This window comes from Geodermatophilaceae bacterium NBWT11 (genome assembly GCA_014218215.1).
In the GTDB taxonomy this organism is placed as follows: Bacteria; Actinomycetota; Actinomycetes; order Mycobacteriales; family Geodermatophilaceae; genus Klenkia.
Map to the genome: position 1 here is coordinate 2045669 of CP043652.1, position 18351 is coordinate 2064019.

Consider the following 18351-nt stretch of genomic DNA (forward strand, 5'->3'; position numbering starts at 1 on the left):
GACGGGCTCGGGGGAGGGGTCACCCGAGGGGCGACGCGGAGGCTCGACGGACACGACCAGCCAGGCTACTGCCGCGGCCCGCGCTACCCTCCTGGCATGGCTGGGACGGGCGGGCGACGACGCCCGGGCCGTCGGCTGCGCCGGGTCGACGAGACCTCCGCCGGTGGCCTGGTGGTCGCCGACGACGACGGCACGGGGCCTCGCGCGGCCCTGATCGGCCGCACCGACCGTCGCGGCCGTCTGCTCTGGTCCCTGCCCAAGGGGCACATCGAGGCCGGTGAGACCCCCGAGGACACCGCCGTCCGCGAGGTGGCCGAGGAGACCGGCATCCTCGGCGAGGTCCTCGCCCCGCTGGGGATCATCGACTTCTGGTTCGTCGCCGACGGACGACGGGTGCACAAGACCGTGCACCACTTCCTCCTGCGGGCCGTGGGCGGCGAGCTCTCCGACGAGGACGTCGAGGTCACCGAGGTCGCCTGGGTGCCCCTGGCCGAGCTGTCGGGCCGGCTGGCCTACGCCGACGAGCGGGCTCTGGTCGAGCGCGCCCCCGGCCTGCTGGCCGACACCGCGTGAACCGGCGGGCCGCCGGCGGCGCCGGCCGCCCACCCGTCGCCGCTCGGGCCCGGTGCGCCGTGCTCGCCGCGTTCGTCGCCGGGGCGACGCTCCTGCCCGGTCTCCCGGCCTCCGCGGCGCCGGCCCGGCCCAGCAGCACGCCCGCGTCCTCGGCCCCGACCGGCAGCTCGGTCGCCGAGCGGCCGGTGGACGTCACGATCACCCGGCTCGAGCCGCGGACGGTGACCCCGTCCGCCACCGTCCAGATGTCGGTCAGCCTGGTCAACGACGGCGACGACACCCTCACCGACCTCAGCCTCCGGCTGCAGCGCGGTGACCGGCTGACCACCCGGCAGGCGCTGACCGAGGACCTGGCCACGCCCTCGACCGGGGGCGCGGCCCAGGCGGCCTTCGCACCCGTGCCCGGGGAGCTCGAGCCCGGCGACTCGATCGCGTTCACCTACACCGCCACCGCGGCGGACCTGCAGCTCACCGAGGCCGGCGTCTACCCGGTGCTGGTCAACGTCAACGGGACCCGCGCCGGACTGGTCGAGCGGGTGGGGGAGCTGTCCACCCACCTGGTGGTCCAGCCCGACGTGGTCCAGCCCGGCCAGCCCACCAGCCGGACGACGGTGGCCTGGCTGTGGCCGCTGACCGACCGGCCGCACCGCGACGCCCAGGGCGCCTTCACCGACGACGACCTGGCGGCCGAGGTGTCCGCGGACGGCCGGCTGGACCGGATGCTCGACGTGGTCGAACAGCTGCCCGACGGTGGGACGACCGTGCCGGTCAGCCTGGCCGTCGACCCGGCACTGGTCGAGGAGCTGGCCGCCATGCGGGGCGGGTACACGGTGGACGGCGAGACCGGCGCGGGCTCGGCCGCCGCGGCGGACTGGCTGGACCGGCTGCGCGCGCTGGCCGCCGTGCACCCGGTCATCGCGCTGCCCTACGCCGACGTGGACGCCGACGCGCTGCAGGCCGCCGGCCTGGCTGGAGCACTGACCCGCAGCCTGCCCGGCACCCCGGAGGGCACCGCCCTCCAGCCCACCGACGCCGGGGGCGACCCCGCCGCCACCCCGACCGCGGCGCCCGACCCGGAGCCGGTGGAGCCGGCGACCACCGGCGCCGGGGCGCAGCTGCTCGCCGACGAGCTCGGGGTCACCCCGCGCACGGACCTCGCGTGGCCGGCCGAGGGCGCCGTCCGCGCCGACACGCTCGCCACCCTGCAGGCCGGCGGGGTCGACCAGCTCGTGCTGTCCGCCGACGGGTACACCGACGCCGCGGCCGCGCTGGGCGGCACCGGGGAGACCGCCGCCGCACGCGTCCCGGTCGACACCGCGTCCGGGGAGACCACGACGCTCGTCGCCGACCCCGCACTGTCCGAGGTGGTCGCCACCGCCGAGACCACCGCCGGCGGGCCCCGGGTCGCCGAGCAGCGGTACCTGGCCGAACTGGGCGTGCTCACCGACCAGCTGGCCACCGTCGACCCCGCCGTCGCGCAGACCGTGCTCGTGGTGCCCCCACGCGACCTGGAGGCCGACCCCGACTGGGCGACGGCGATGATGGCCGACACGGTCACCCAGCCCTGGCTGGCCGCCGCGTCGGTGGAACAGCTGGCCGAGGGCCCGGTCGCCGCGGCCGGCGACCTCGTGGACCCCGCTGCCGCCGACCAGCTGTCCGGCCCCCCGCTGGCCGACCTCGCCGCCGCGGTGGGCATCCGCGAGGACGTGGCCGCCGCGGTCGTCGGGGACGCCGACACCGCACTGGCCGGCTACGACGCGGCGGTGTCGCGCGCGTCGTCCTCGGCCTGGCGCGGGGAGCCAGACGGGTTCGCGGCCGCGGCCGCCGACGTGCTGGACACGCTGACCGGGCTGCGGGGCCAGGTCAGCCTGCTCTCCCCGGCCGACGGCGCCTACAGCCTGGCCTCCAGCGACGCCCCGCTGGTGCTCACGGTGCGCAACGACCTGCCCTTCGCCGTCACGGTCCGGGTCGCGCTGACCTCGCGCGGCAACGTGGGCTTCAGCTCCGGCGAGGTGCCGGCGGCCACCGTCGAGCCCCAGTCGCGGACGACGGTCACCGTGCCCACCCAGGTGCGGCAGTCCGGTTCCTTCCAGGTCGTGGCGATGCTGACCACCCCGACCGGTGGACCGCTGGGCGAGTCGGTGCAGATGCGGGTCACCAGCACCGCCTACGGGCCCATGACCCTCGCCATCACGATCGGCGCCGCCGCCCTGCTGGGGCTGCTCTTCCTGCGCCGCCTGGTGCTCTTCGTGCTGCGCCGACGCCGCGGGGAGCCCCGGCCGGTGGACGACGACGTCCTGGTGCCCGTGGACGGTCCCGGCCCGGCCGAGAACGGCCCCCCGCCGACCCGACGGAGCCCGGTGTGACCGGCAGCCACCGGCACGAGGCGACCCCCGAGGCCGAGGAGGCCCCCGGGTCCTCGGAGGCCACCACCGTCCAGGAGATCGTCGAGCGGACCCGCGCCGAGCAGCCGACGCCCCCACCCGGGCCGCTGCTGCCCCCGGTCCCGCCGGCGCGGCCGACGACCGGGGAACGGCCGCGCGCCGCGTCGGGCCCCCGCTCGACCGAGCAGGCCAGGCCTGCGGCACCCCTGCCGCCGGCGCCCTACCGGGCGGCCCCGCCGCTGGCCTCCCCCTCGGCGGGGGCGTTCGGGAACACCGACGCCCCCCTCGGCAGGTCCGGGCGCGGCCCGGGTGCACCCCCGGCAGCGGCACCCCGGCAGGCACCCGCCGAGCGCGCTCCGGGCACCCGGGTCAGCCCGCTGGGTGCCGCGCTGCCCCCACCGGTCGCACCCCCCGTGCTGCCACCGGACCACGACCCCCTCGCCCTGCCCCCGACCGACGCGCCCCCGGTGCAGCCCGGCCCCCGGTCGGTCGAGCAGCACGTCCCGCTGCGCGAGCGCTTCCTGCCCGCCTCCGAGGACACCCAGCTCATCCCGGTGCTCCCCCCGGTGCCGCTGGTCCGCCAGGAGGACGAGGACGAGGACACCGGCCAGGTCGAGCTCCGCGAGGGCCGCCCCGGCGGCAGCCGCGGGATCCTCCGGGCCGCCGGCACGATGGCGGTGGCCAGCCTGGTCTCCCGGATCACCGGGCTGCTGCGGACCATCGTGCTCGCGGCCGTGCTCGGCGTGGCCCTGGTCAACGACACGTACACGACCGTCAACACGCTGCCGAACATCGTCTACGAGCTGCTGATCGGCGGGGTCCTGACCTCGGTGATCGTGCCGCTGCTGGTGCGGGCCCAGGAGAAGGACGCCGACGGTGGCGTGGGCTACGCCCAGCGGCTGACCACCGTGGCCATGGTCGGGCTCACGGTGATGACGGCGCTGGCGGTCCTGGCAGCCCCGCTGCTCACCCGGGCCTACGGGATCACCGGCGACCCCGAACAGGTCGCCTTGGCCAACTGGCTGGCCCGGCTCCTCCTGGTGGAGATCGTCTTCTACGGCCTGGGTGCACTGGCCACGGCGATCCTCAACGCCCGGGGGGTGTTCGGCTGGCCGGCCTGGGCGCCGGTGCTGAACAACCTGGTGGTGATGGCGACCGCCGTGCTGTTCGCCCTGGCCGGCGGCCCCGGGGACCTGACGCCGGTGACCATCACCGACACCCAGGTCTGGTTGCTCGGCCTGGGCACGACCCTGGGCATCGCCGTCCAGGCACTGGTGCTGGTCCCGCAGCTGCGCAAGGTCGGCGTGCCGTTCCGACCCCGCTGGGGACTGCGCGGCACCGGGCTGCGCGAGGCCGGGACGCTCGGGCTCTGGGTGATCGCCTACGTCGCGGTCAGCCAGGTCGGCGTGCTCGTCTCGACCCGGGTGGCCAACGCGGCCAGCCGCGAGGGCGGCCTGGGCCCCGGGGCCCTGAGCATCGTGAGCCTCCTGTTCCAGATGCCCTACGGGATCATCGGGGTCGCGCTGCTGACCGCCCTGGTGCCCCGGATGAGCCGGGCAGCCAGCAGACAGGACGTACCCGGTGTGGCCGCCGACCTGTCGCTGGGCCTGCGGCTGTCGGCGACCGGCCTGCTGCCGGTGACCGCCTTCCTCGTCGTGCTCGGCCCGGCCGTTACCACGATCGCCTTCAGCATCGGCCGCACGACGCCCACCGACGCGACCGCGATGGGCCAGGCCCTGGCCTGGGGCGCCTTCGGGCTGCTCCCCATGGCCGTCACCCTGCTGCAGCTGCGGGTCTTCTACGCGATGAAGGACGCCCGGACCCCCACGCTGATCCAGATCGCCATGGTCGCCGTCCGGGTGCCGCTGCTGTTCGCCGTCCCGGCGGTGGTGGAACCGCGGCACGTGGTCGCCGGGCTGATGGTGGTGACGTCGCTGACGTACGTGACCGGCTGGGTGGTCGGCGACCTCGCGCTGCGCAGGCGGCTCGGTGCGCTGCGCACCGGGGACGCGGCCGCGTCGGTGCTCAAGCTGCTTGCCGTCTCCGTGGTCGCGGGGGCCCTGGGCTGGGGCGCCCTCACGCTGACCACCGGTACCGAACCCGGCACGTTCGCGGAGTCGCTGGCGACCCTCCTGATCGGTACCGTGGTCATCGGCACCGCGGTCGTCGTGGGTGTCGTGCTGGCGAAGGTCCCCGAGGTCTCGGGTCCGGTCGCGGCGATCCGGTCCCGGCTGGGTCGTGCACGGCGCTGACCCGACCCTCGTGCCAGTCCGGCGCACCCTGTGCCGGCGGGGGACCCAGGAGGTCGGCAGCGCCCGTGACGTCGACGACCACCGGGCTGCCCGACCGGTACCGGCCCCTGGACCAGCTGGCTCCCGACGAGCCCACCAGCACCGGTGTCATCCGCTCCTGGCGGGCCCGTGACCGGGTCCTCAACCGGGACGTCGCGCTGCGCGTGCACACCCCCGGCGGCCCGGCCGCCCGCACCTGGATCACCCGCGCCCTGACCGCCGGCGGCCTGGCCACCCCGGCCCTGTCGATGGTCTACGACGCCGCCGAGGGCACCTCCGACGACACCCCCGCGGCCTACGTGGTCAACGAGTGGATCGAGGGGGAGACCCTCGCCGAGCGGCTGGCCACCGGCCCCCTGCCCGAGCGCGAGGCCCGCACCGTCGTCCGCCGGCTGGCCGAGGGCGTCGCCGAGGCGCACCGGGTCGGTCTGGCCGTGGGCGGTCTGACGCCCGAACACGTGGTGCTGCGGCCCGGCGGCCTGGTCGGCCTGCTCGCCGTCCCCGCCGCCGAGGGCACCGTCCCCGGCGACATCGCCGCCCTCGGTGCGCTCCTCGAGCTGTGCCTGACCGGGTTGCCCGGCGAGGGGCACGCCGAGCCCGTCATCGCCCAGCCCGACCTGTCCGCCCTCGTCCGCCGGGCCCGGTCGACCGAACCCGGCACCGCGCTGTCCAGCGTCGCGGCGATGGCCGCGCTGCTCGGCGAGCCGCCCCGGGGCGGGCACACCGGACCGATCCCCGCTGCGCGCCCCGACGAGGCCGACAGCGGCTGGCTCCGCCGGTTGCGTGACCGCCGCGACGAGGCCGATGCCGCCGAGGCCCAGGCCCAGGCCGTGCACGGCACCGACGACGCCCCCGTGCCCGTCGACCGCGCCACCCTCCCGCCGGTGCCGCGCTCCCGGGCCGCCCAGCGCGACGACCCCGACGAACGGCTGGACTGGGGCGGGGCGTTCCACGACGGCAGCCCCGAGGACCCCGACGAGGACGACGAGGTCCGGGCCGGCGGCTGGCGTCGCACCCTGCTGGTGGTCGGCCTGCCGCTGCTGGCACTCGTGCTCGTCGTCGCCGGCGGGTACTGGCTGGGCACCAACGTCGTCTCCGCGGCCTCCAGCACCGAGGACTCGGTGGGCTCCACCCCCACCACCGAGGCCCCTGCCGAGGGCGGCGCCCCCGCGGAGGAAGCCGCGCCCGCCCCCCTGGCGATCGCCTCGGCGCAGGTGTTCGACCCCTTCGGCGACGGTGAACCCGAGAACGACGACGACGTCCCGCTCTCCTACGACGGCGACCCCGCCACCTCCTGGCCGACGCTGAACTACCGCGGCAGTGCCGAGTTCGGCAACCTCAAGCCCGGTGTCGGCGTGCTCTACGACCTGGGCACCGAGCAGGCGCTCTCCGCGGTGACCATCGGCACCGACACCCCGGGCGCGACCGTCGAGGTCCGTACCGGCTCCAGTGCCGACGGCGAGCTCGACTCCTACCCCGTGGCCGCCGAGGGCGAGCTCACCGGCACCGACGACCTGACCTTCGCCGAGCCGGTGACCACCCGCTACGTGCTGGTGTGGGTGACCGGTCTGGTGTCCCAGGACGAGGGCTTCTCCGCCGACCTGTCCGAGGTCACCCCGGTGGCAGCCGACGCCGGCTGAGCAGCCCGCACGGCCCGCAGCCCGGGAATGACACCCCTACCCTGTCCGTTGTGCCGCCTGTGACGACGAACCAGCCCACTCCCGGACCTGCTGTCTCGACGGACGGCCCCCCGGCCATCCCGCCGGCAGAGCACGACGGGGTCCGCGACCTGATCATCATCGGGTCCGGTCCGGCCGGGTACACCGCTGCGACCTACGCCGCGCGGGCCAACCTGCACCCCCTGGTGTTCGAGGGCTCCCAGTTCGGTGGCGCGCTGATGACCACCACCGAGGTGGAGAACTTCCCCGGCTTCCCCGAGGGCGTCCAGGGCCCGCAGCTCATGGACGACATGCGCACCCAGGCCGAGCGCTTCGGCGCCGAGCTGGTGCCCAGCGACGTGACCTCGGTCGACCTGACCACCACCCCCAAGACGGTGACCGTCGGCGACGAGGTGCACCGGGCCCACGCGGTGATCGTGGCGACCGGCTCCAAGTACCGGTACCTGGGCCTGGAGAACGAGGCGCGGCTGCTGGGTCACGGTGTCTCCGCCTGTGCCACCTGCGACGGGTTCTTCTTCCGCGACCAGGACATCGTGGTCGTCGGTGGTGGTGACTCCGCGATGGAGGAGGCCACCTTCCTGACCCGCTTCGCCAAGACGGTCACCGTGGTCCACCGTCGTCCCGAGCTGCGCGCCTCGAAGATCATGCAGAAGCGCGCCCAGGACAACGAGAAGATCCGCTGGGCGCTGGGCAAGCAGGTCACCGACGTGCACGGCGACACCCAGGTGCAGTCGGTCACCCTGACCGACGCCGAGACCGGCGCCACCGAGACCCTCGACGTCAGCGGCCTTTTCGTGGCCATCGGCCACGACCCGCGCAGCGAGATGTTCGCCGGGCAGCTCAAGCTCGACGACGAGGGCTACGTGCAGGTCGAGCACCCCACCACCCGCACCAACATCGACGGCGTGTTCGCCTGCGGCGACGTGGTCGACCACATCTACCGCCAGGCGATCACCTCGGCCGGCACCGGTGCCGCCGCCGCGATCGACGCCGAGCGCTGGCTCGCCGACACCTTCGACGAGCGCTGACGGCCGCCAGGCCGTCCCCTCCACCTCCCCTCACCCCGGCACCACCCCCACCGAAGGAGCCACCACCATGGCCAGCAACACCGTGAAGGTCACCGACGACAGCTTCGCTGCCGACGTCCTGGGCAGCGACAAGCCCGTGCTCGTCGACTTCTGGGCCGAGTGGTGTGGCCCGTGCAAGATGGTCGCCCCCGTGCTCGAGGAGATCGCCAGCGAGCACGGCGAGAAGCTCACCATCGCCAAGCTGAACATCGACGAGAACCCGCAGATCGCCCGCGACTACCAGGTCATGTCGATCCCGACCATGACGGTCTTCCAGGGTGGCAAGCCGGTCAAGAGCATCATCGGCGCCAAGCCCAAGGGCGCGATCCTCTCCGACCTCGCCGACTTCATCTGAAGAAGGACCTGACTGCCCCCCACGACGTGCTCCGCACGCCGCGGGACCCTGCAGCCAGGCCGTAGACCCGACGGGGCCCGGACGCCGCACCACAGCGTCCGGGCCCCGTCGCGTCCGGCCCTCCCCGCGCGGACGCCGAGCACCCAGGTGCGCGGCCGTCCCCGGGGAGGACGACAATCGTGGGGCACCCCGCCCCCTCGACCCCCTGGAGCGACACCCGCGTGGAGATCCTGGTCCCCGGCAGCACAGGTCCGGCCGTCGCCGACGTCCGCGCCGTCCTGCACGGTCTCGGGCTGCTGCAGCCCGAGCCCACCGGAGCCACGGGCGGTACGGCCCCGGACGTGTTCGACGACGCGACCTCCCTCGCCGTCCGGCACTTCCAGCAGGTCCGCGGCCTCTCCGTCGACGGACGGGTCGGCGAGGAGACCTACCGGGCGCTGACCGAGGCCCGCTGGTCCCTCGGCGACCGGGTGCTCCGCTTCGACCCCGAGCGCCCGATGCGCGGCGACGACGTGGCGGTGCTCCAGGAACGGCTGCTCGAGCTGGGCTACGACGCCGGCCGGGCCGACGGCATCCTCGGCTCGGAGACCGAGGCCGGGCTGCGTGCCTTCCAGCGCGACTACGGCCTGACCGTGGACGGCACCTGCGGCCCGGGTACCATGCGGGCCCTCAAGCAGCTGGGACGACGGGTCACCGGCGGGCGGCCGCAGCTGCTGCGGCAGAGCGCTCACCTCGTCGACTCCGGGCCGCACCTCATCGGCCGGGTCATCGTGATCGACCCCGGGCACGGCGGGGAGGACACCGGGTACACCGCGGGGGAGACCACCGAGGCCGACCTGGTGTTCGACCTGGCCTCCCGCATCGAGGGCCGGCTGGCCGCCGCGGGCGCCACCGTCTACCTGACCCGCGGGCGCCGGGGCGGCCCGGCCCTGGCCGAGCGCACCGCGTTCGCCAATGACGCCCGGGCCGACCTGTTCGTCTCCCTGCACATGGAGGCGCACGACTCCCGGCACGCCCGCGGGGTGGCCAGCTACTACTACGGCACCGGCTCCGGGGCGTCGTCCACGGTCGGTGAGGAGTTCGCCAACCTGCTGCGCCGCGAGGTCATCGCCCGCACCGGGATGCTCGACTGCGGCTCGCACGCCAAGACCTGGGACCTGCTGCGGCTGACCCGGATGCCGGCCATCCGGATCGACTGCGGGTACCTCTCGCACCCCGTCGACCGGCTGCTGCTGCTCGACGCGCGACTGCGCAGCACCATCGCCTCCTCGGTGCTGGCCGCCGTCCAGCGGCTCTTCCTGCCCGCCGACGCCGACCCGCCCACCGGCACCTACCAGCTCCGCACCCCGGCCTGAGGCACCCCCCCGAATACACTCCGGGCATGTCCTCCTCGACGCCCGACCCCTCGGTCAGCGCGTCGGTCCCGGTCCCGGCGCGTCACCCGCGGCTGGACCCGCTGGCCGACCGCTACGCCGCCCGCACCCACGGCATGAAGAGCTCGGAGATCCGGGCCCTGTTCTCCGTGGTCAGCCGCCCCGAGGTGGTCTCGCTGGCCGGTGGCATGCCCGCCGTCACCGCCCTGCCGCTGGACGCCGTCGGGTCGATGATCGGCGAGCTGGTGTCCGGGATGGGCGCCCAGACCCTCCAGTACGGCTCCGGCCAGGGCGACCCCCGGTTGCGCGAGCGGATCTGCGACGTCATGGCCCTGGAGGGCATCACCGACGCCTCGCCGTCGGAGGTCGTGGTGACCGTCGGCTCCCAGCAGGGGCTCGACCTGGTCACCCGCGTGTTCGTCGACCCGGGCGACGTCATCCTCGCCGAGGCGCCGTCCTACGTGGGTGCGCTGGGGGTCTTCCAGGCCGCGCAGGCGCGGGTCCAGCACGTCACGATGGACGACGACGGCCTGGTGCCCGAGGCCCTGGAGGACGCCCTCGTCGAGTGCCGCGCCCGGGGCGACAAGGTCAAGTTCCTGTACACGATCCCGAACTTCCACAACCCCGGCGGCGTGACGCTGACCGAGGAGCGGCGGGTCCGGATCATGGACATCGCCGACCGCTACGACCTGCTGGTCGTCGAGGACAACCCCTACGGCCTGCTCGGCTTCGAGCACGAGCCGATGCGCGCGCTGCGGGCCCGCAACTCCGAGCGGGTCGTCTACCTCGGGTCGTTCTCCAAGACGTTCTCCCCGGGCCTGCGGGTGGGCTGGGTGCTCGCGCCTCTCGCCGTCCGGGAGAAGCTGGTGCTGGCCAGCGAGGCGCAGGTGCTGTGCCCGCCGTCCCTCACCCAGTACGCAGTCGCCCGGTACCTGGACACCCAGCCGTGGCAGCAGCAGATCAAGACCTTCATCGAGCTGTACCGGGAACGCCGGGACGCGTGCCTGGAGTCGCTGTCCGCGCTCATGCCCGCGGGCACCACCTGGACCAGGCCCGACGGTGGGTTCTACGTCTGGCTCAAGCTGCCGCACGGCCTGGACTCCAAGCTGATGCAGCCCCGCGCGGTGAGTGCGCACGTGGCCTACGTGCCGGGCATCGGCTTCTACGCCGACGGCCAGGGCAAGGAGTTCATGCGGCTGTCCTACTGCTACCCCGAGCCGCACCAGATCCGGGAGGGCGTCCGCCGGCTGGCCCGGGTGATCGAGGCCGAGCTGGACCTGCACTCCACCTTCGACGGCGTCGACACCGGCACCTTCCGCACCGTGGGCAGCTCGTCGAGGCGTCCGCAGACCCCCACGACGCCGAGCCTCACCGGTCCGGCGTCCTCCGACCAGATCGGGGACCAGCCGTGACCGACGCCCCGCCCGTGACCGATCTGCTGCGGGCCGTCGTGCTCGCCGGCGGACTGACCTTCGAACGCGAGGTCAGCCTCTCCTCGGGCACCCAGGTGGTCGAGGCGCTGCTGCGTGCCGGTCTGGACGCCGAACTGCGGGACGCCGACGGCGAGCTGCTGCCCGGGCTGGCCGCGGCCCCCGGGGACGCCGTCTTCATCGCCCTGCACGGGGCCACCGGCGAGGACGGTGCCGTCCGCGCCGTCCTCGACCTCGCCGGCGTGCCCTACGTCGGTTCACCGGCTGCCGCCTGCCGGCTGGCGTGGGACAAGCCGGCCGCGAAGATCGTCGTCCGCACCGCCGGGGTGGCCACCCCGGACTGGGTGGCGCTGCCGCACTCCACCTTCCGCGAGCTCGGCGCCGGTGCGGTGCTCGACCTCATCGTCGCCCGCCACGGGTTGCCGCTGATGGTGAAGCCCGCGTCCGGCGGGTCCGCGCTGGGGGCCCAGAAGGTGACCCGGGTCGAGGACCTGCCGGCCGCGATGGTCAGCTGCTTCGCCTACGGCGACACCGTGCTCGTGGAGCGGTTCGTCGAGGGCATCGAGCTCGCCGTCTCGGTCATCGACCTCGGGGACGGCCCGCAGGCGCTGCCCGCGGTGGAGATAGCCCCCGAGTCCGGCGTCTTCGACTACACCTCGCGGTACACCCCGGGCCTCACCGAGTACCACACCCCGGCCCGGGTGTCCGACGAGATCGCCCGGCGTGCGGCCGAGGTGGCCGTCACCGTGCACGAGGTGCTGGGGCTGGCCGACCTGTCGCGGACCGACCTGATCGTCGACGCCGAGGGCACCGTGCACTTCCTGGAGGTCAACGTCTCCCCGGGGCTCACGGAGACCTCGATGTTCCCGATGGCCGTCGAAGCTGCCGGGTACCGGCTCGGTGACGTGCTGACCCGACTGCTGCAGCGGGCCGCCACCCGCTGAGACCTCCCCGGTTCCGTCCGTGACGGAACCGGGGACCACGACGGGGGTCAGCCGGTCTGGGAGCTCCGACCGGTGATGTCGGGGGCCATCATGCCGATGATGCGCTGCAGGTCGTCGACCGAGCCGAACTCGACCACCACCCGGCCCTTCGACCGGCCGATCTGGATCTTGACCTTGGTCTCGAAGACGTCGGACAGCCGACCGGCCAGCTCCTCGACCCCGGGGGCGGTGATCGACCGGCGCTTGCGGGTGGCCTCCGGCGCCGCCGCGACCGCCATCGCCACGGCCTCCTCGGTGGCCCGCACGCTCATGCCCTCGGCGACGATCCGGGTGGCCAGGGCGTCCATGGCCTCGGGGGTGGGGAGCCCCAGCAGGGCCCGGGCGTGCCCGGCCGACAGCACCCCGGCGGCCACCCGGGTCTGCACCTTCACCGGCAGCTTCATCAACCGGATGGTGTTGGTGACCTGCGAGCGGCTGCGACCGATCTTGCTGGCCAGCTCCTCGTGGGTGGCACCGAACTCCTCGAGCAGCTGCTGGTAGGCGGCCGCCTCCTCCAGCGGGTTGAGCTGCACCCGGTGGATGTTCTCCAGCAGGGCATCGCGCAGCATCGCGTCGTCGGAGGTGTCCCGGACGATCGCCGGCACCGTCCCCAGCTCGGCGAACCGGGCCGCGCGCAGTCGGCGCTCGCCCATGATCAGCTCGTAGCCGCCCTCGGCCCGCTCCCGGACGACGATCGGCTGCAGGAGACCGAACTCCTTGACCGAGTGGGCGAGCTCCTCCAGCGCCTCGTCGTCGAAGACCAGCCGGGGCTGCTTGGGGTTGGGGACGACGTCGTCGACGGCGATCTCCCGCAGGTACGCGCCGGGCACACCCACCACACCGGCGTCGGGCAGGTCCGGCACCGGCGCCAACGGCGCCACCTGCACGTCGCTGTCCGGCTGACCGTGGGCGGCCCGCTCGGCCGCCGCCTCGACGGCCTCGGCGGCCCGGGCGGCCGGGGTGGCCGTGGGGGCCGGTGCACTGGTGGGGATGAGGGCCGCCAGGCCCCGGCCGAGTCCGCCGCGCTTGCTCATGAGCTCTCCTGGGAACGAGATCGGGTGCCCGTCCCGGAGTGACCGAGGACGAGGGCGTTCAGGGGCGGCGCCGCCGGGGGAGCGGCCGCGACGGCGGGTGCCGGAGCCACGGGCACCAGGGGCTGCAGAGCGACGCCACGCTGGGCGAGCTCGCGGGCGGCCTCCACGTAGCTGGTCGACCCGCGGGAACCGGGGTCGTAGGTCAGCACGGACTGCCCGTAGCCCGGCGCCTCGGACACCCGCACGTTGCGCGGGATGACCGAGCCGAGCACCAGCTCACCGAAGTGGTTGCGCACCTCGTCGGCGACCTGGTCGGCGAGCTTGGTGCGCCCGTCGTACATGGTCAGCAGGATGGTGCTCACCGCGATGGTCGGGTTCAGGTGCGCCCGGACCAGCTCGATGTTGCTGAGCAGCTGGCCCAGGCCCTCCAGCGCGTAGTACTCGCACTGGATCGGGATGAGCACCTCGTCCCCGGCGACCAGCGCGTTCAGCGTCAGCAGCCCGAGCGAGGGCGGGCAGTCGATGAGCACGTAGTGCGGGCGCTCCTCGGCCGGCAGCGCGTGCAGGTGCGACTCGATGGCCCGGCGCAGGCGGTGCTCGCGGGCCACGACGCTGACCAGCTCGATCTCGGCACCGGCCAGGTCGATGGTCGCCGGGATGCAGACCAGGTTCGGCGAGGCCGTGGTCGGGTGGGTGACCTCGGCGAGGGAGGAGTCCCCGACCAGGGTGTCGTAGATCGACGGCGTGCCCACCGAGTGGTCCACACCGAGGGCCGTGCTGGTGTTCCCCTGGGGGTCGAGGTCGATCACCAGCACCCGGAGACCGAACAGCGAGAGGGCCACGCCGAGGTTCACGGTGGACGTGGTCTTCCCGACCCCGCCCTTCTGGTTGGCGATCGTGATCACCCGGATCCGGCCCGGAGCCGGGAACGGGTCCTGCTCACCGGCGTGCAGCACCCGGGTCGCCCGCATGGCCTCCATCGCGATGGGGCTGTCGAACTCGGCGACCGGCTGCTGGTCGGCGGCCAGACTGCTGCGCAGCCGTTCGCCCGGATCGGTCATGCCGGCGTCCTCCTCACCCGATCGTGTTCCACGTGGAACGGCACTCGGGTTCCTGTCGTCGTTCATCGCTGGTCGCGGCCCGTTCCACGTGAAACGAGCGCGGGGCATCGTCTCGCCGGTCAGCCTACGGGTCCTCGGGGGTCGGGCGGACGTACCGCTCAGCGTCCGGTGCGGGTCATCACGACCACCGTCGTGGCGGCGGCACCCAGCGACGCCCCGACCGCACGCACCTCGACGTCGGCCATCCCCGCCGCGGTGAACTGGGGGATCAGCTCGGGCACCTCGGCAGCTGCCTTGGCGCCCACCAGGGCGACCAGCTGCGCGCCGGGGCGCAGCAGGCCCCGGGCCCAGCCCACCAGCCGGGGGAGCGGCGCGACCGCCCGCGCGGTGACGACGTCGACCGGCCCGACGGTGCGGACGACGGACTTCTCCTCCGCCCGCCCGCGCACGACCGTCCAGGGCGCACCCAGGGCGGCGACCACGTCCTCGAGGAACTCCACCCGGCGGGCCATCGGCTCGACCAGGGTCAGCGTGAGGTCCGGTCGGGCCAGGGCGAGCGGGATGCCCGGCAGGCCGGCGCCGCTGCCGATGTCGACGACCCGGGCGCCCTGCGGCACCGCCTCGGCGACCGCGGCGCTGTTGAGCACGTGACGCTCCCACAACCGCGGCACCTCGCGCGGCCCGATGAGGCCACGGACCACGCCGTCCCCGCCGAGCAGCTCGACGTACCGGCGGACCGCCGGGAGGGCATCGCCGAAGAGCCCGGCGGCCAGGTCGGGCTCGGCGGGCAGCTCGGGGGGCGGGGTCTCGCTCACGTCTCCGGCAGGACCACGACGCGGCGGTTCGGCTCCTCGCCCTCGGACTCGCTGCGCACACCGGCCGCGGCGGCGATGACGTCGTGCACGACCTTGCGCTCGAACGGGTTCATCGCGGCCAGCCGCTCGGCGGTGCCGCTGGCGGCCACCCGGGAGGCAGCGGCGCCGGCGAGCTCGGTCAGGTCGGCGCGACGCTGGGCCCGGAAGCCGCCGATGTCGAGCATCAACCGGCTGCGCGTGCCGGTGGACTGGGCCACGGCGAGCCGGGTGAGCTCCTGGAGGGCCTCCAGGGTCGCGCCCTCGGGCCCGATCAGGGTGCTGAGCTGGCCACCGACCACGGCCACCGAGGCGCGGTCGCCCTCGACGTCGAGGTCGATGTCGCCGTCCACGTCGAGGATGTCGAGCAGCCGCTCGAGGTAGTCCCCGGCGACGTCGCCCTCCTGCACGAGCAGGTCGTCGCCGTCCTCGTCGTCGTCCTCGTCGTCACCGTCGGTGGTCTCCACGACCTCGGCGGACTCGACCACGGCGTCGGCGGAGGCCGCGTCGGCGTCGGGCAGCGCGGTCTCGCCGGTGTCGGTGGCGGTGACCGCGTCCTCGGACGTTGCTTCGGCGGTCGTCTCGGTGGTGCTCTGCGGTGCGGTCACGGTTCCTCCTGGGGCGTGCAGGCGGCCGGGGTGTCCCGGTGGTGTGGGGGCTCCGGTGGACCGGAGCGGGGGCGCCGGTGGGTCAGCGGCGCTTGCGTCTGCCGCGGTTGGCCGGCCCGGCCGATCCTCCGGAGGAGCCCGATCGGGGCCGGGCGGAGCCACCGGAGACGCGGTTCTCCCCGGTGCCCGGCCCGGAGGACGCAGCCGTCGAGCCGGTGCCGTCCGCCACCGGGGCCTCGGCGTCGGTCACGTCCTCAGCGGGAGACGTCGCAGCCGGCAAGGCCGTGGACTTGCCGTTCTTGGGGCGGACCGGCTTGGCACCCGGCTTGGGAGCCAGCAGCTTCGGGTCGATCTTGGGCTTGTCGGCCTCGGCCTTGGCCAGCGCACCCGGGGACCCGGGCGGCGGCAGCTTCTTGAGGATGTAGAACTGCTGGCCCAGGGTCCACAGGTTGTTGGTGAACCAGTACAGCAGCACCAGGATCGGGAAGAAGAAGCCGGAGACGAAGAGGCTGATCGGCATGCCGTAGAGCAGCAGCTTCTGGATCGTGGCGGCCTGGCCCTCGACCGGGCCGGAGCGCTTCTGGATCTGCTTCTGGGTGTAGAAGGTCGTGAAGCACATGATGATGATCAAGATCATCGCCACGATGCGGATGTTGGTGTAGCTGTTGTCCGTCAGGGCGAGGATCGCGCTCTGCTTCGGCTCCTGCATGTTGAACGACGCCGCGATGGGCGCTCCGAACAACTTGGCCTCGGCGGCCTGCTGCGTGAGGTCGAAGTCCCAGCTGTAGAGCCCGCGGGCCTCGGGCGCGATCCGTCGCAGGACGTGGAAGAGACCGATGAAGATCGGGATCTGCGGCAGGATCGGCAGACAGCCGGCCAGCGGGTTGACCCCGCGCTCCTTCTGCATGGCCATCATGGCCTGGCTGAAGCCCTGCTTGTCACTGCCGTACTGCTTGCGCAGCTTCTGGATCTCCGGCTGGATCTCCTGCATCGCCCGCTGGCTCTTCACCTGCTTGACGAACAGACGGAACAGCAGCACGCGGATGGTCACCACCAGCATGACCACCGACAGCGCCCAGGCGATGCCGCTCGCGGGGTCGAGGAACGTGGAGAACAGTGCGTGCCACTGCTTCATCACCCACGCGATCGCGGTGTACAGCCAGTCAAGCAACGCGTGCCTCCTGCGGCGGGGTCCGGCCAACGGTGGGCCGGGGAGCGACGGCGGAGCGGTCGGCTGCTGCCGGGCCCGCCCCCGTGTCCGACGAGTGGGGGTGCTGTGCGGTTCCTCGCGTCCGGCTGTGGCCGGGCTCGGGGACCAGGTCGATGCCACCACGGTGCCACGGCGCGCACTTCGCGATCCGCCGGGCGGCCAGCCAGCTGCCGCGCCCGGCGCCGTGCACCGAGACAGCCTCGAGGGCGTACTCGCTGCAGGTGGGGGTGAAGCGGCAGCGCGGGCCCAGCAGCGGGCTGATCCCCCGCCGGTAGAAGCCGATCAGGCCGAGCAGCGCGCGGGCCGGGAGGCCGGGGCGCTCCCTCACCGTCGGTCCAGCACGCGGTCGAGACCGCGACCGAGGTCGCGGCGCAGGGTCGCGGCGTCGGCACCGGCCGCCTCCGGGCGGGCCCGGACGACGAGGTCGGCGGTCGCCGGGAGGCGGTGGAGCTCGTCGCGGACCAGGTGCCGCAGCTGGCGGGTCACCCGGTGCCGGCAGACGGAGTTGCCGACGGACTTGCCCACCACGAAACCGGCCCGCGGTCCGACCTGCGGGTCCTGGGGACCCGGGGCCTGGACGACGGGCCGTTCGGGGAGGTAGTGCAGCACCATGGTCGGACGCCCGGCACGCCGGCCGGAGCGGACGACCACGGTGAACTCCGGACGCCGGCGCAGGCGTGCCTGCGTCGGCAACACCTCAGGCGGAGAGCTTCTCGCGGCCCTTGCGCCGGCGACCGGCGAGGATCGCGCGGCCCGCACGGGTGCGCATCCGGAGCCGGAAGCCGTGGGTCTTGGACCGACGACGGTTGTTCGGCTGGAACGTGCGCTTGCTCACGAGGTACTCCCACTGACGACGTCGAGGCGGTGGCCGGCCGGTCGGGCCGACCACGCGGGGTGCCGGCGCGGGCCGGCGTCTGCCGTCCCCACGCCCACACCGAGGCTGGTCTGCTGCGGTCACGCACGGACGAGCACGCGTTGAACACACGAGCGAGCCGTCCGCTGTCCACAGACCCGGTCAGCATAGCCGAGACGGACGGCGTACCGGCGGACGGGCGGAGAGCGGACCCGTCATGCTGCACCACGGCCGGTCCGCCCCACCCGCGACGCGCCGGGCGCGACACGACCGGGGGCGCACACAGCGGCCCTCGGCTCGTTGCCCGCCTGTGGATGGGGCTGTTAGCGTCGCCTCGCTCCAGACCCGCCGCCGGACGCCTGAGGGCAGGACCGTCCGGCGCGGGCCGCCCGACCGGCGGACGCACCGGTCCCGCCCGCCGTGCGCGCCCGTGACCAGGGCGTACCGATCGGGACCGGGGTCGGTCCACCGGCCCCGCACGACAGCCCTGCCCGCGAGCCCCTCCGGTGTCCACAGTCTGTGGACACGGGTGTGGAACCCGCACCGGCGCGGGTCCCCACCTGGGGACGGACCGGGGGACGACGGAGCGCGGCGACCGG

Annotated in this window: 17 protein-coding genes; 8 read left to right on the top strand and 9 right to left on the bottom strand. The window is 74.3% G+C overall.

All coding sequences use genetic code 11. From position 1 onward, the window contains the following. Nucleotides 1-96 precede the first annotated feature (96 nt). Entirely contained in the window at nt 97-573 is a 477-nt protein-coding gene (locus tag F1C76_09850) for an NUDIX hydrolase (protein QNG36859.1), read from the top strand. Between the two features lie 1554 nt (nt 574-2127). On the opposite strand, the gene F1C76_09855 is transcribed toward F1C76_09850, so the two are convergent. Then, the gene (locus tag F1C76_09855) at nt 2128-2376 is read right to left on the bottom strand and encodes a hypothetical protein (protein ID QNG39140.1); all 249 of its coding nucleotides are present in this window, start codon (nt 2374-2376) and stop codon (nt 2128-2130) included. Nucleotides 2377-3334: 958 nt separating this feature from the next. Here F1C76_09855 and murJ point away from each other — a divergent pair. The 7 genes from murJ to F1C76_09890 all read left to right on the top strand — a co-directional run bounded on the left by murJ (nt 3335) and on the right by F1C76_09890 (nt 12096). Further along, nucleotides 3335-5209, top strand: coding sequence for a murein biosynthesis integral membrane protein MurJ (gene murJ / locus F1C76_09860; protein QNG39141.1), 1875 nt, complete (start codon nt 3335-3337; stop codon nt 5207-5209). Between the two features lie 65 nt (nt 5210-5274). Further along, the gene (locus F1C76_09865; GenBank protein QNG36860.1) at nt 5275-6888 is read left to right on the top strand and encodes a hypothetical protein; all 1614 of its coding nucleotides are present in this window, start codon (nt 5275-5277) and stop codon (nt 6886-6888) included. 59 nt (nt 6889-6947) lie between these two features. Then, nucleotides 6948-7955: a thioredoxin-disulfide reductase gene (gene trxB, locus F1C76_09870; protein ID QNG39142.1), complete on the top strand. Its 1008-nt coding sequence runs from the start codon at nt 6948-6950 to the stop codon at nt 7953-7955. Between the two features lie 67 nt (nt 7956-8022). Beyond that, nucleotides 8023-8349 carry a thioredoxin gene (trxA, locus tag F1C76_09875; protein QNG36861.1) on the top strand — a complete coding sequence of 109 codons (327 nt, stop codon included), beginning with the start codon at nt 8023-8025 and terminating at the stop codon, nt 8347-8349. 221 nt (nt 8350-8570) lie between these two features. Further along, entirely contained in the window at nt 8571-9704 is a 1134-nt protein-coding gene (locus tag F1C76_09880) for an N-acetylmuramoyl-L-alanine amidase (GenBank protein QNG39143.1), read from the top strand. Between the two features lie 26 nt (nt 9705-9730). Next, nucleotides 9731-11134, top strand: coding sequence for a PLP-dependent aminotransferase family protein (locus F1C76_09885; GenBank protein QNG36862.1), 1404 nt, complete (start codon nt 9731-9733; stop codon nt 11132-11134). Further along, nucleotides 11131-12096, top strand: coding sequence for a D-alanine--D-alanine ligase (locus tag F1C76_09890; protein ID QNG36863.1), 966 nt, complete (start codon nt 11131-11133; stop codon nt 12094-12096). The genes F1C76_09885 and F1C76_09890 overlap by 4 nt, the downstream gene beginning before the upstream one ends. 47 nt (nt 12097-12143) lie before the next feature. Here the strand turns inward: F1C76_09890 and F1C76_09895 are convergent, their stop codons facing one another. The 8 genes from F1C76_09895 to F1C76_09930 form a co-directional block, all read right to left on the bottom strand. Continuing rightward, nucleotides 12144-13169: a ParB/RepB/Spo0J family partition protein gene (locus tag F1C76_09895; GenBank protein QNG36864.1), complete on the bottom strand. Its 1026-nt coding sequence runs from the start codon at nt 13167-13169 to the stop codon at nt 12144-12146. Then, a complete protein-coding gene (locus F1C76_09900) occupies nt 13166-14230 on the bottom strand; it encodes a ParA family protein (protein QNG36865.1) in 1065 nt (354 codons plus the stop codon). Before F1C76_09900 ends, F1C76_09895 begins: the two co-directional genes overlap by 4 nt. A 158-nt stretch (nt 14231-14388) precedes the next feature. Next, the gene (rsmG, locus tag F1C76_09905; protein ID QNG39144.1) at nt 14389-15003 is read right to left on the bottom strand and encodes a 16S rRNA (guanine(527)-N(7))-methyltransferase RsmG; all 615 of its coding nucleotides are present in this window, start codon (nt 15001-15003) and stop codon (nt 14389-14391) included. Between the two features lie 38 nt (nt 15004-15041). Continuing rightward, nucleotides 15042-15689 (bottom strand): protein jag, encoded by a 648-nt coding sequence (locus F1C76_09910; GenBank protein QNG36866.1) that lies wholly within the window; start codon nt 15687-15689, stop codon nt 15042-15044. Nucleotides 15690-15771: 82 nt separating this feature from the next. Continuing rightward, nucleotides 15772-16848: a membrane protein insertase YidC gene (gene yidC / locus F1C76_09915; protein ID QNG39145.1), complete on the bottom strand. Its 1077-nt coding sequence runs from the start codon at nt 16846-16848 to the stop codon at nt 15772-15774. 4 nt (nt 16849-16852) lie between these two features. Beyond that, nucleotides 16853-17227, bottom strand: a complete 375-nt coding sequence (gene yidD / locus F1C76_09920; GenBank protein QNG36867.1) for a membrane protein insertion efficiency factor YidD — start codon at nt 17225-17227, stop codon at nt 16853-16855. After that, nucleotides 17224-17595 carry a ribonuclease P protein component gene (gene rnpA / locus F1C76_09925; GenBank protein ID QNG36868.1) on the bottom strand — a complete coding sequence of 124 codons (372 nt, stop codon included), beginning with the start codon at nt 17593-17595 and terminating at the stop codon, nt 17224-17226. The genes yidD and rnpA overlap by 4 nt, the downstream gene beginning before the upstream one ends. 1 nt (nt 17596) lies before the next feature. After that, nucleotides 17597-17734: a 50S ribosomal protein L34 gene (locus tag F1C76_09930; GenBank protein ID QNG36869.1), complete on the bottom strand. Its 138-nt coding sequence runs from the start codon at nt 17732-17734 to the stop codon at nt 17597-17599. Nucleotides 17735-18351 lie beyond the last annotated feature (617 nt).